The following is a 15,377-nucleotide window of genomic DNA, read 5'->3' as shown; positions in this document are numbered from 1 at the left end:
GATTAAACGGCAAGCGCTGACGAACCGGCCTCCGAAAGACCCAGCAGGGACTCGTATTCATCCCTCCAGGTGCCATCACAGCCATAGATGAAATCGGATGCCGACAGCCTGGCCGTATTGACACCGAGCAGCTGGAGCATGCCTTCGGCATCAAGGATCTGCTTATCACCATCGTCATCTATATAGAGCGCATCGAAGCCGGCAAGACTTATCTGTCCGTTCGTCAGCAGATGGCTGCCGTTGTTGAGGTCGGAGAGATCGACCGTGCCCCCCAGGCTGTCAAGCAGTCCTTCGATGTTGATCCGGTCGTCGCCACGCGCAAAGTCTCCGATGACTGCATCGATGTCGATACCCTGAACGCCGGCCGTATACAGATGATCGGTGTTGTCAAGGGCGCCGATGATAACCTCGTCTTTGCCGCCTCCAAGAAGAATCAGAACACGCCCGTCTCCTCCTGTGGTATCATCCTGGGTCGCAAGCACGATACGATCGTCGCCGCTGCCGCCTAGGATGCGGTCGTCGCCGCCAACAGAGATGATGGTGTCGTTGCCCGATCCACCGTCGAGCCAGTCAAGCCCCTGGCCGCTCGAGAGGAAGTCGTCACCGCTGCCACCAAAGAAGTTCTGCTTCATGGTCGTGCTTGAATCGAGAACGATGTTGTCGTCGCCCTCAAGGCCGAACACCGTATAGGTTGTGTTGTCGAAGAGATGGATCTGGCCGAGCAGGGTCGATGTACCCGTCATCAGATTGAACGTCGTTCCGTCCAGAGAGAGGGCACTGTTCGTGTCCAGATTATGCACGTCAGCAGCATTGGCGTCGTCCCAGCCTACCAGGTCGGACTTGGAGAGCAGAGTGATGGTATTGTCTCCGCCGTTTCCGTTGATGGTGATGTCCGTCTCACTGAGAACAGAGAGATTAAGGACATGCTCCGTCTGTGCATCGTAATGGTTACCGAGCGTCAGTGTGACACCTGTCGAACCCGACTGAATGAAGAAGGTGAGATCCTTCGAGACGATGGCGTTTTCGTTGTAGGAATTCGGCATGACCAGGATCTCATGGGCGTCGAGGGTATCACTGTCGTCAATGGCGGCCTGGATCGTTGCGAACTTTTCACCTGTATTCACATTGATGACCGAACCGACAAGGTCGTCAATCTCCTTTGCCTCAATAGTGGTGGTGCAGGGGTTGTCATCTGGCGTGATGAAAAGATACTTCTCCACATCGGCAAGCACGCGGTCGGTATAATGCGTCGTGCCGCTCGTCAGCGTAACCTCGACCTCGACCTGATTGCCCTGGGCGCTCGTTGTGCGGTCAAATGAATACACGTAGGTCTCGCTCACTGCGCCACTTACTTTCGCTTGATCAGCTGTAAGGATATTGCCGGAGGAGCCGAGCTGCAGAACGTATTCGCCTTCAACGATCGTGGTATAGACGAAGACCGCAGTATCAATGCCGTCACCGCCGCTGATGAAGTCGCTGCCGTCCTTGCCGGAACCGCCGAAAAGAATGTCGTTGCCGTCACCGCCGAAGAGGTAGTCGCTGCCCGTACCACCGAAGATACAGTCGTTGCCGTCGCCACCTCGCAGGTAGTCGCTGCCTGCACCGCCGTCGATCATGTCGTTACCGCTGCCGAGGGTGAAGATGTTGTCCCCCGCAGAACCAGTAATGGAGACGTTGCCCGAAGCCAGAGCCGAAAGGTTTGAGTCGATCCCGCCATATGGGACCTCCGTCGTCGAATCTTCCGGCGCCACGGCCGTCAGGTCGTTCGGGAAGTTGGCACGGTCTACAGACGCCGGGTCGGAAACCATTACGTCGTCCGCATACTCGTCCGTCGTGCTTCCCATGGTGCCGTCCACATCGTCCGACGCCCGGACAATGGCGCTCACGTTGGTGAGATAGTACTCGGCGTCACCCTTGAGGGTCAGGATGTCATCAGACGCCATCGCCGAAGAGTTCACGACGACGTCCATGATGGCAAATGCGGTCGCCTTGTCCGTGCTGCTCGCAATCGCAGACTCATCGACGGAATCGTCGGCGGTAATCGTAAAGTCTCCCGAACCGGTGGTTGCCGTCAGGGCGGCACCGCTCTGGTAGACGCCGTCGGAATACACGGTCGTAGTGCCGGCAATCGGCGCTGTCTCGACCACAATCGAGCCGCTGCTCAGCGATGCATCGATTACATGCGCATACAGGCCGTCCGTCACTACATCTGTGGTCCCGTCTGCCATGCCGCCGGTCGTCCGGACCACAGAAATGTCGCCGGAACCCTTGAGCACAAGCGTATTGTCGGCCGACAGGAGCCCGGCCTGGATGGTTGTCGTCCTGTCGGAGTCGACGGTGATCGTGTTGTCACCAGGAGAGACCAGATCGACCGTAAGCGTTCCGGTTCCGCTGCCAGCATCGATGTCGCCCTTCATGGAATTGACAACATAGGTGCCGTTACCGGTCAGCGTGAGGACATCATTGTCCTCCTGCAGGGTTGCGCCGATGGTGACCGTATCGCCGGCGTAGGCGTCGACCGAAGTCGTGCCGTGCCCGGTGATGATCGAAACCGTATCCGCGTTGGCGTTGTTGGCCGTCTGTACGCCGAGAGTGCCGGTAAGCGTATGGGCGTCGACGTTGCCGATGAGGCCGATCACGGTGGCATTTGCCGCACCATCAAGCGTCAGAAGCTTATTGTCGTCCAAGGCCGCGGCATTCACCGTAACGCTTCCGCTATCCGAAGTATGGATAGTCGTAGCCTCGTCGCCGGTCAGCACCGTTACGCCCGTTGCGCCCGCTTCAAGCGTTGCAATAAGGGTACCGGCAAGCGGACTGTCTCCCTTGCTGTAACCGTCGGCGTCGACCGTCATGCCCGTCGAAATGTTTGTCACCTCGAAGTCCGCTGCACCATCAATGGTCAGCGTATCGCCCGTCGCCATAGCATTGGCGTTGACCTGAAGCTTGTCAGAAGCGTCCGTGCCGGTAACCATCGTATTGGCCGAACCCGTTATGACGACCAGCGTATCAGCCACCGAGTCCGAAGCCTCGGTCGTGATGTCCACCACTGCCTCTGCCAGATGCGCATCAACGCTGGCGCCGAGCGCCGCGACGACGAAGGCCGTCGTGCCTTTCAGTACAAGGTCGTCATCTCCGCTGCTTGCGCTGGATGAAAGTTTCCCTGCATCGATCGACACCGTTGCCGACGAAGAGCCGGCGCCACTCACGGTAGTCTTTGCCGATCCGGTCTTCACAGTAACAAGTTCTGAAGCATCCAGAGCCGCAGTATAGATGTCGAGCGTACCGCCGAAATCAACCACCGAACTGTTGACCGTAAGGCCTGTCTTGCCGTCGATCGTCACGCCGTTGTCGGCGTTGAAGATCTCGACTGCGCCAACACCGGCAAGCGAAAGGGTGTCACCGCTGCCCATCGCCGCCGCATCGAGGGTGACAGCAGTCGCATCCGAGGCCAGCGTGTTGATTGAGGCGCTCGAAGAGTTGAGTTTGATGTCAACATCGTTGACGGAGCCCATCATGCTGTTGGTCTTAAGGGTGACCGCCAGGCTGCCACTGAGCGTCGATGCATCAAGGTCGGCACCGAGGTCTTTCACCACAATCTGGCCCACGCCTTCAGCCATCAGTTCGTACGAATCGTGGGTGCCGTCATTGCCCACCACGCTACCAGAACTAATCTCGGCATCGTTGTAGTCGTCGACGAGACTCGCGGCATTGACCGTCACCAGGTCACCGCTGTTGGCTGCGTCGACCGTGAGGTCGTTGGTTCCGGCAGTCACGGTAATGGTGTCGGCAGAAGAAACACGCGTCGTGACAGTAATCGGACCTGTTGCTGAACCCGCATTGATGTTCGTCGATGTCTCGACAAGGTCGTACTCACCCGCGCCCGTCAGTTTGACGATGCCGGCATCAGCGGCGCCGGAGAGATTGACCTGCACTTTCTTGCCTGCGGTGTAGGTACTGTTCTGCAGTTCATACTCGGCCGTACCCTGCAGGTAGAGCACCGTGGAATCGCTGCTGTCGGAAAGCGCCAGGGCATTGACGGTGATGTCGATGGTCTCGGTATCATCTGCGACCGAATCCGTGCCGTTGACTGTCGTGGACGCAGAACCCGTGGTGATGGTCAGCGCGGACGCGGCTGCCGATCCACTGACCGCTGCAGTATTGATCGTCAGAGCACCCGTCAGGGCAGCTCCGCTGTTGATGCCTGTGACGCCGTTGGCATCGATATCGCCGACGAGGTTATTCACCGTAAGAGTGCCGCTGCCGGTCAGCTGGAGCGTGTGATCATCGGCAAGAGATGCCGCGTTGATCGTCGCGGCACGGTCCGTATCCACAGAAACATCGGTGGCATCGGCAAGGGAGACTGCAAGCGTACCAGCTCCGTTGTCTGCCTCAAGGTTGCCCTTCAGGGCGGTGACCGCAAAATTGCTGGCACCGGTAATGGTCAGTTTCGTGCCATCGGCAAGCACCGCTGCATCGACATTTACCGTATCGCCGGAGTAGTTGGCCGCAATCGTCGTAGCTGCGGCACTGGTCTCGATGGCGATATCGTTGTCGACACCATTGTTTGCGGTCGTGACCGAAAGCGTTCCTGTCGAGCCGCCTGCATCGATGTCGCCGACCAGCCCTGTCACGGTCGTCGTCGAACTGCCGCTGAGGGTCAGGAGCGTATCGTTGGCGAGGTCTGCTGCATATACCATTGAACTGCCGCCGGTACCTGTGATGCTCGTCGCGGCTGTTCCGGTATAGACAACGGTGCCTATGGCGTTGAGCTTCTTTGTAACATCCAAAGTGCCGGAGAGCGCACTGTTGTTGACACTCTCAAGCGTGTTGCCGTTGGCATCGATCACAACACCCGTTCCGGCATCGATCACCGTAAAGTCGCCCTCACCATAAGCATACAGGCGGACACCGCTACCCATGGAAGCGACGCTGACCGTAACAGTGCTACCGGTGCCGTTGGCATCGATGTAGCTGTTGTTGCTGCCGGTCTTCACGTTGACTGAGGCATTCTCTGCCGTCACGAGATCAAGTTCACCGGCCAGAGAGTTGGCATCAAGGTCGGCAGCAAGATTGATGACATCGGCGCGGCCTGTCGCGGAAGTACCGTCGACGACCAGTTCATAGGTGACCGCTCCGCTGTTGGAGTCAACCGTCAGCTTGTCGGCGTTGATTGTCACGGTATTGGAGACAGCAGTACTGACCACCGTGTGTCCGCTACCCGTCGTGACGGTCAAGTTGTACCCGCTGTAGGTGTCGACATCCAGGCCTCCCGTAAGCGCACTGGCATTGATGTCTTTCTTCGCGTTGTCTACCTCGATTTCCGCGTCCCCGGACAGGGTGAGGACCGCACCGCTGGAGGTCATCGAGGCGGCGTTGATGACGACTTCAGTATTGCTGCCGGCACCGGTATTGACCTCGTCAGCTACAATGGTCGAGCTTGCCGATCCCAAATCAATCTGCAAGCGGGAGTTGTCCGTGAGCTCCCCGGTGGTAACCAGCAATTCTCCTGAAAGGGCAGAGACAGAATAGGAGGTATCACCGTTCGCGTCAAGATCTTCGACAAGTCCGTCAACAACGATCTTCGCGGCACCCGAAAGGACCAGCACATTGCTGTCAGCCTGCATGTTCGCCGCATGAACGGTGATCGTGTCCAGAGTGGTCATCGAAGACGCACCGCTCACCAGAGCATTTGCATTGCCAAGGGTGACCGTGATATCGTTATCCGTCGTATTATCCGCGGCGTATACCTTGAGGGTGCCGGTAAGCGCCGAAGCGTTGACGTCTCCAATCAGGTCATTGACTCGTGCGGTTGAAGCACCCGTAAGGGTAAGGGTATAGTCGTTGGTCAGTTTGTCAGCCTCGACCGTAAGGCTGCCGCCAGCGGTTGCGCCCGTAGCAACCGTCGTCGCCTGGGTTCCGGTCAGGACCGTCACGCCGACCGCGGCTGATGCCGTGTTGACCGTCAGTGCACCTGAAAGAGCGCTGCCGGTTCCGTCACCGTCAGCATCAACTGTCACATATGATTTGACATTTGAGACCGTAAAGGATGCAGCTCCGTCAACAGTAAGTGTCTTATAGGCATCCATCGAATTGGCGTTGACCGCAACCGTACCGCTGGTACCCGTTACTGTCGCATTGCCATGACCGGTGCCAATGTTCAGGTTTGCGCTTGCGACTGTGGTCACCTCAAGCGTTCCTGTGCTGTCGGTAGCCACTACATCGCCCTGCAGGCTCGTCACCATCACGGCCGAGCTGCCCTGTACCGTCAGGTTCGTATTGTCGGCGAGAACCGTAGCATCAACGCTAACTGTGCCTCCGCTGCCGATGAGGGTCGTGGCAGCAGAGCCGGTTTTGACCGTCACGAGTTCTCCGGTTGCGAGACTTGCGGTCTTCACCGTCAAAGCGCCGGTGTAGCTACTGCTGCCATCGACGGTAATGCCGTTCTTTGCGTTGAAGAGATTCACGGTGCCGCCGTCCTTGAGGGTAACGGTGTCACCGCTGCCCATGGCAGTTGCATCGAGCGTCACGGATGAAGAATCCGTATTGATCAGTGCATTGGTCTGGTTCAGCTTGATGTCGACATCTGTACCACCAGTGACGTTCGCTGTGAGGTTGCCGGCAAGGCTGCTGGCATCAAGATCGGCGTCGAGATTGTTGACCGTTACGGTACCTGCACCCTCAGCACTGAGTTCCCAGTCGTCGGTACCGCTGTTCAGGCCGAGCGACATCTCATTGTCGGATTCGTCATCCGTCAGATTCAGGGCATCGACAATGATGTCATCGTTGCTGTCGACAGCTTTGACGCCAAGTGAACCGGTACCGGCCGTGACCGTGATGTCGTTCTCGGCGCCCTGGTCGGTCTCGACAAGCAGGCGACCCGAAAGATTCGGAGCCTGCACGTTACGCGTTGTATTGATGAGGCGGAAATCGCCCGTCCCGGAAAGGGTGAGACCACCATCGGCCTCGAGGGCGCTCGCGTCGATTGTCACCATGCCCGTACCGGCGGTGCTCGTGATGAGATACTCGGCATCACCAGTAAGCACGAGATCGGTATCCGAATTGGTGTCCGACAGGCTGGTTGCGTTGATGGTGATGTCGAGGTCGGTGGTATTGCCATCGACACTGTCGTCACCATTCACGGTCATGTTGCCCGTACCGGTAGTGATGGTCAGTTTCGGCGTCGTGCCGCTGCCGGTGATAGCGTCCGTCGATACGGTGATGGTACCGCTCGTGGCAGAAGCGACGAGGTTGGTCTCCAGCTTCGTAACCGTGTAGGCAGAGCTGCCGGAAAGCGTCAGGGCGGCACTGAGTACCGTGGCGTCGACGCTGAGGGAACCCGCATCGGCAGCCACTGTCGTCGCGGCCGATCCAGTCTTGACTTCTACTCCGGTCGCACCGCTTGCGGTTGTGATGCTGAGGGTCCCGGTCAGCGCCGAGCCGCCCGTTCCACCCGTCGCGTCGATTGCCGCACCGCTCGCAACCTTGTCGACAACGATCGGGGCGCCGTCACCGAGCAGGGTGATGGTCCCGTCGACCCCCATCGCAGAGGCGTCAATGTAGGTAAGATTAATGGCCTGCCCGGCATTGATCAGGGCGCCACTGACACCGACCTGAATGTCGACGTCATCAATGGCGCCGCCGGTGATCTGACCGCGATTGATCGTCAGCGTTCCGGAGAAGGTCGAGGCGTCAAGGTCGGCCTTCAGCGCATTGACCGTTACATCACCAAGTCCCTTGATGATCACCTCGGAATCATCCGAGGAGCTTACGTTGTAGGTATCGGCTTCATCGTCCAGCAACAGCCCTGCTTCAAGGGTGATCTTGTCGACCGACTCAACCGCATCTACCGTCGTCACGCCCGTACCGGCGGTAACGATGATATCATCGCCATTATCGGTAGTGGTATCCTTCGTATGAACCGTAACTGCGCCGGAAAGTGCACTCGCATCAACATCTGCACTCGTACCGGTCAGATCGAACCCGCCAGTACCCTCAAGGGCCACGGTGTTGTCGTCGGCAATCGAGTAGATGTCGAGATAGAGGGTGTTGCCGGTCGACGTATTCTTGATGAGGTACTCGGCGTCACCCGCAAGAGTCAGCTTCTGGTTGACGTCGGAGACGCTCTGGCCGGCAAGGGCGGAAGCATCGACACGGATGTCGAGGACATCTTTGTCGGTATTGTTCGAGTCGTCGCCGTTGATCGTCATGTTCGTCGTTCCGGTGACGATCTCGATGGCGGGATTGGTGCCGTCACCCGTCAGCGCCTGCGTGTTGACGGTCAGGAGGCTTCCGCTGAAGCCCGCGGCGTTCAGGTCGGCAAGCAGGTCGTTGACCGTGACCGTACCTGAACCGTCGACAACCAGTTCGGCGCTCGCCAGGGCACCCGATATCGTAGAATCCTGCGCCAGATTGTCGCCCTCGACCGTGATGGTCGCGCCGGTGGCGCCGGAGACCACCGTATGGCCGGAACCGGTCGTCACAGTGAAGGTACCGCCGTTCACGGCCGCATCAATATCAAGCCCGCCGGTCAGCGAGCCGGCATTGACGTCCGTGCTGACATAATCGACCGCCACCTCGGCATCACCGCTGAGAGTCAGGGAGTTCGTTGTCAGAAGGGTCGCATCAATCGTCAGATCGATTGCAACACCAGCACCAGTATTGACCTCATCGGCCGCAATGACTGTCTCTCCAGAACCGAGGACGAACGAAATGCCGCCGTTGTTGACGAGCTCTCCGGTGGTGACCGTCAGCGACCCGCTCAGCGGCGTGAGGTACGGATAGCCTGTAGAAACACCGAACCCGTTCGCGTCCAGATTGCGTACAAGATTGGTGACGACCACGCTGGACGAACCGCCGAGATAGAGCTCGGTCGTCGAAGCGGTCAGTGCTGCTGCATCGACATTGACCGTATCGTTGGATCCCGCAGTGTTGACATAAACATCTGTATTGCCGGCAAGGACTGAAATATCGTTGTCGACCGTATTGTCTGCGGTCCCAACGACCAGTGAACCAGATGTCATGCCCGAGCCATCTACGTCGCCGGTCAGACCACTCACATAGATGGTGGAAGCGCCGTTCAGGTCGAGGGTGGTGTCATTTGCAAGCACCGCAGCCTGAACGCTTACAGAGCCACCCGCAGTCGAGAGCGTGTTGATCGTTGTCGCCGCAACACCGGTATAGACGGAAACATTTGTGGCCGCTGCATCCGTGGTCACACTCAAGGTCCCCTGCAGAGCGGAGCCGGTGCTGTTGCCGTCAGCATCGACCGTGACACCGCTGGCCACCTTCGTAACGACAAAGTCCGCGGCACCGTCAACAGCGAGTACATCGTAAGTCGACATGGCATCGGCGTCCACGTTCACGGTGTGGCCGTCGGTCGTGCCGGTGATGGTGGCGTTGCTGGTACCGGTGGTGATGGTGACCTCACCGTCTCCGACCGTCGTTGCGGTAGTGATGTCGAGCACGCCGGAACTGGACGATGCAGCAACGTTGCCCTGAAGATTGCTGACGGTAACATCGGAAGATCCGGTCAGTGTCAGGAGGAGATCGTCGTTGAGTACCGCCGCATCAACGGTGGCCCTGCCGCCGCTGCTGTTGAGCGTGGTGTTGTTGGTGCCCGTCAGAAGCTGCAGGTTTGCCCCGTACTTCGTGGTGACGACCAGTGTTCCGGTCAGGGGGGAGCTGTCTGAATCGAAACTGAGATCGTCGGAGCCGTCAATCGTAATAGAGCCTGCATTCGTCACCGTAACGGCACCAACACCGTCCAGATCGAGGTTGCCGCCGAGGTAGTATGCATCGATGATGGCGGAACTGCCGCTGCGGGTTGTAACCGTGGTACCGTCTGAACCGGTCTGGATATTGACCGAACCGGCATCGACTTTGAGATTCACATCAAGGTACCCGTCATAGGTGCCTCCGTAGTAGCCCCGGATATCGGCAACCAGATTGTCGACCCTGATGCTGTCGCTGGTAGCCCCGGCACGGACATAGATAATCGCGTCGTCAGTGATGTTGGCTGCATCGAGCCTGTTCTCGCCTCCCGTGCCGTCCGTGAGCGTATCGAGAACCACCGTCTCGACACCATCAACGGTCGTCTGTGTAAGGGAGGTGTCATTCTGTGTAAACTCGATTTCCAGGTAATCCGAATTTCCGTTGGCCGCAAGGAACTTGTTGACACCGTCGAACTGCCCACTCGTCGCATAGACGCTGTTGCCCGAAGCGGAGGTGTCTTCCGTATAACGGCCGCTTTCCTTGTAGCTGTCATACAGGACATCTTCGACACCCGAAAGGGTACCCCAGTCGAAGTGCACCGTACCGCCGGCGATGATATGCACCTCGTCGAGGTCGGTGCTGCTCGAGCCGGTGTCCTTGATGACTTCGTTCGTGGTGAATTCATCCCCGACAAAGGTATCGCCGTCATCGTTGTATACCTGGGGCGTGATGAAGTAGTTGTCAGCGCCCTCAGCACCATCTGCGTAATCGGCACCGATACCGCCGGTGATGTTGTCATCGCCCGCCCGGCCAAGGATCACGTCAGCGCCGTCACCGCCAACCACGGTATCGCTACCCGTGCTGCCGAGGACATAGTTTGGATCGGTGAGTTCTTCCGGCAAACCTCCGCCATTGTAGGTGAACGGCGTGGTTCCGTTGCTGGAGGTGACGAAATCGTAGGTCCGGAAGGACGCCGAAGGATCAACCGCATCAGCCAAGCCTGAAACGCTGAGCGCAGTCTCGAGTTCAGCAAGCGTTCCCCAGACAAGGGTGACGTCGGAGAACTGGAGGTTCTCGGCCTGGACATAGTCGGTCTGGCGTGTTCCGTCGGTGAAGATGTAATCGACCTGGAAAATCGGCTCGCCCGCAACGAAATCGGTGCCGTAGACGACCCCGTCGGGCGACTCGCTGAAGAAGTCGTCCGTGAAGCCCTCACTCGCCGTAAGGGAACCATCGAGATCCGTCAGCAGATGGTCGGCCCTGTTGATCAGGTAGCTGGAGATGGTTCGGCTGAAGGTCGCCGTATCGGTATCGTCGCCGCCCACGAAATAGTTCGTGGTGCCGGACACCTCAAGGGCGACGTACTGGTCGTTGCCGGCGTCGCCGTTGAGGGTGTCGTCGCCCGCTCCGGCATACAGCGTGTCGTTGCCGGCACCGCCGTTGATTTCGTCATCGCCCGCGTCGCCGTAGAGTATGTCGTCGCCGGCTCCGCCGGAGAGCAGATCCTCGCCCTCAAGGCCGCGCAGGGTGTTGGCCTGACTGTCGCCCGTGATGACGTCGTCCTGTGCCGTGCCGGTGACATTCTCGATCGTGGAGACGGAACCGGAGGTCGAAAGATAGACATTCGACTCACCGAGCGTTCCGACCACGTAGGTACCCTCCGAGGCATCCCCCGTGTCGCCATCATTATTGAAATCGACCGCCGCCGTGTTGGTCAGGTCGAGCGTCAGGCCGTTGTCAGGCTGGTCGAACACCGCAGTGTCATCGGATGCCGTGGTACCCGCAACGATGTAGCTGACCCCGGCAAACGGGTATACCGCACCAGACGTATTGGTGGCATTGATAGCGATGCTCGTATTGTCGGTGGAAACCGTTTCGAACGTGTTGTACGGAAGCGTCGCCCCGAGGCCACTCTCGAGCGTACCGCCGGTGGCAAATGCAACAAGTGCCGCATACACGCCCGAGGCGGACGTCCCCACGTCGAACCGGTTCGCATAGATGCTCAGCTCAGAATCAGCTGCATACGTTCCGACATCGAACACCACGCCCTTGCTGTTGCCGGTGAAGATGTTGCTGTCGATGGATACGTCAGCAGCGCCCGTCATTCCGTCCAGGAAAACACCCGTAGTACTGTCGGCAAACGTGTTGCCGGTGATAACTGCTTGAGCCGCATAATCCGTAGGCAGCACAACGCCGGTCGTCAGACTGTCGAAGTCGTTATTCGTCAGCGTGACGCCGAGGCCCGTGGAAGCGACCGTTACACCGACGGCAGACGACGGCGAGCTGTCGCCGATGAAGGTGACATGGTCGATCGTTGCGCCAGTGGCTGTGATGTTGACTGCCGTGGAGCTGTCGGCTACCGCTTCGAAGCGAACGCCATCGAGGGTGAAGTTCGTGACGTTGACATTCAGCGTACCGCTAAACCTGGCGGCCGAATCGGTACCCGATCCGATGATGGTGAGGCCGGAAACCAGGCTTCCCGAACTGGTCAAGTCAACGGTCGCTCCGTCGGCAACGGTGATGACCTGCGAAGTGACACCGTTTGTTACGGTCACAGCGCTGAGGGCACCTGCCAGCGAGTTGTATGTACCAACCAGTGTTACTCCGTCCGAAGCGAAGAGGCGGAATGCGAACGACATGTCAACGTTCGTGCCGTCAGTCTGGGTAATGGTAAATCCCTGACTGGGATCGGATCCGCTGACATTCGCTACGGTATAAGAACCGCCCTGGTTGATGACCTCGACCCCTTCATACCGGTCTGTACCGTCTGTACCGGTGACCGTTGCCGATGCGACAGCAAGAAAGCGATCATCACCGGAGACAGAGATGATCGATCCCGTTGCCACAAGGGCCTTGTCGGCACCCGCATCACCGGAGAAGTAGTCGTTTCCGGAACCACCGACGAAGAGGTCGTTGCCGGCGTCGCCGTAAACATTGTCGTTGCCTGTTCCGCCGACGATGATGTCATTGCCATCACCACCGCAGATCTGGTCATTACCCTCCTCACCATAAATGAAGTCGCTTCCCCCTCCACCATAGAGGCCGTCCTCGGCAGATCCGCCGAGTATCACGTCAGAATAGCCGGATCCAATCAAGGTGTTGGCGCCGGTGCTTCCGATGATTTCGGCGCCGTCAATGGTGATCGAACCGACGCTCACCTTGGTAGAAACTTCCGTATTGGCATATACGGTAAGGGTATGATCCTCGCCGTCGTCCAGGAGCGAGGTGAGATTCATATCGAGGGCATCCGATGTGGAGCTACCATACTGGCTCAGCACAACAAACCGCTCGATGCCCGTCGTGTTGACATGCACGACCAGGTCCTGATTGTCAGCAGTACCCTGGAACTGCAGGGTATCGGTCCCGGTGCCGCCAATCAGGGTGTCGCTGGCATAGTCCGCGATCGAGCCCGAAACGGTGGTATAACTTGAAAGGTAAGGGCTGGTCCTTGAGTCGTAGCCGACAATGAAGGTATCGTTCCCGCCTTCACCCTCAAGCCTATCCGCGCCGGCGCCGCCGAAGAGCGTGTCGTCGCCCGTTCCGCCCTTGAGGGTATCGTTACCCGAGGAACCGAAAATAAGGTTGTTGAGAGTGTTGCCAGTACCGGTAAAGTTCGCCGTCCCGGTATAGCGCAGGTTCTCGACGTTAGCCGTCAGGGTGTAGGAGGTCTGATCGGTGCGGACCTCGTCGGTTCCCTCGTTGGTGTTTTCAATAACGACATCGCCGGAACTGACGAAATACAGATCGCTATCCCCACCGCCCTGCAGGATGTCGGAGCCGTTGCCTCCAATGATGTAGTCGGAACCGGTTCCGCCTTTTAGGACATCAGTCAGCGAAGAGCCGGTGATATAGTCGTTGCCAGCCTGGCCGTCGATGATCTGACCATCGATGTCGATGCCATTGACGGAGAGGGTGTTAAGGGTCGCCAGCGAGTACCCGATGTCCGAGGTCCCCAGCGCCGTGAGGGTTTCACTCGAAGAAGTCCCGATTTGCGTGACGTCGCCGCCGGGTGTCAGTAGCGTGGCCGTGGAACTCGTGGAGAAGGCCTGGATCTGCGCCTTCGTCAGACTGATGGCGCCGTTTCCGACGAAAGCATCAACCCCGTACGTCGACCTGAGCGAGTTGATCGAGGTAACCGTAAGTGCTGCAAGATTTGCGGAGCTGTCGCTGACGGTCAAGATGTCCACCTGGCTTGCAGCCGTCGAGGTATTGAGATATTGCACCTGGGCAATGGTGCCGGTGACCCGGAAATCCCCGTTGAGGGTCAGAGCCCGGTTCCCCAGTTCGGAGGCACCCATACTCACCGCTCCGGAGTCCGTTGCCGTAATGGTCGTATAGCGGGTATAGCCGGTCGCCGCCATATTCAGCGTGGCTGCACTCAGAGCAGAAGTTGTATCGGCCAGCGTATTGACCGTCACGTTGAAGGAGAGGCTCTTCGAGGCGATAAGCGCCGCATCGGCAACGGTGACCGCCTGGATGGAGGGGAGGAAAATTACATTGCCGGCTCCTGCTGCCGATACGGCGGTAGCAAGGTCGGCATACCCGCCGGCACCGACCACACGCACAGAGAGGTTGCTGAACTGCAGCACCTCGACATTGGTGACCGTATCGGTTCCGTCTGTGCCGACCGTGTCGGTAATGATCAGCGAAGAGTTGTCAGCAGCTCGGGTAATGGTGTAGTTGGCATAGCTGCCCGAATAAACCGCAGTGTCTATGCCGGTACCGCCGTCGATCGCATCGTTTCCGCTGCCACCCGTTATCCGGTCATCCCCGGCTTCGGCCTTGAGGGTATCGTTGCCCGCTCCACCGGTTATGGTATCGTCGCCTGCTCCGGCGTTGACTACGTCGGCACTGTCACCGGCATCAATCGTATCCGCGCTTGCCGTACCCGTCAGAAGGTCATCGTCGGCGGAGGCGACATAGGTGAACACCGGAAGTTCGACACCAGAGTCGGTGGTATTGATCGTGGTGGTGTCGGTAAAGGCGTCCGTCTTCCCGAAGGCTCTCGTCTGCGCTATGGTGAAGGTGACGGCTCCGCCGTCGCTGACAAGCACCTGGTCAAGGCCGCGGTCAACCAGGGTGGTGATCTGGGTGGTGGTCAGGCCGCTGATATTGCTCGCGCTGTCCGAGAGGATCAGCTTGTCGGTGTTGGAGTACACCGCCGAATCGAGCGCCAGCAGCTGCGCCACGGTACCGGTGACCTGGAAGAGGCCATCACCCGAAAGTGTGACCGCCCTCTCGCCGAGCTCGGAAGCGACGAGGGTTGCCGTCACGTTTGAGCTAGTGTTCGTAATGGTCGTGAAGCCCGAAAGCGCAGCATCAGAGAAGTTAGCGGCGCTGATGTTGGCCGCCGTATCGCTGATCTCCGAGAGGGTCGAATTCGCGACCGTCAGGGTTTTGGTGCTGATCGTACCGGCAGTCGCAATCGAAATCGGAGCTGCCGCAGCGATGAGCAGAACGTTACCGGTGCTTGCAGCCGTCGCCGCATCGGCAACGCTCGCATACCCGCTGGCGCCAACCACGAGGATTGTCTTGTCAGCCATCGTGATGACCTCGACCTCCTTGAGGGTGTCGATTCCCGTGGCGCTGCCGGAAGCGCTGGTGACAAGGACCTGACTGCCTCCAAGCGTTGAGAATGTAAAGCTCCTTCCTGAATAATTATCAGT

Annotated in this window: 1 protein-coding gene; it reads right to left on the bottom strand. The window is 58.7% G+C overall.

The window, feature by feature from the left end:
* Positions 1 to 2: 2 nt before the first annotated feature.
* Entirely contained in the window at positions 3 to 15,254 is a 15,252-nt protein-coding gene (locus A3K90_RS03925) for a hypothetical protein (RefSeq protein ID WP_303681268.1), read from the bottom strand.
* Positions 15,255 to 15,377: the final 123 nt, after the last annotated feature.

It is taken from the genome of Pelodictyon luteolum (genome assembly GCF_001622165.1).
Classification (GTDB): Bacteria; Bacteroidota; Chlorobiia; order Chlorobiales; family Chlorobiaceae; genus Chlorobium; species Chlorobium luteolum_B.
The sequence above is the reverse complement of the archived record's forward strand: the minus strand, read 5'-3'. Positions and strand labels throughout refer to the sequence as shown.

Coding starts and splice junctions, on each gene's coding strand:
- A3K90_RS03925 (WP_303681268.1), bottom strand. CDS start 15,254: ATGGCTGACAAGACAATCCTCGTGGTTGGCGCCAGCGGGTATGCGAGC.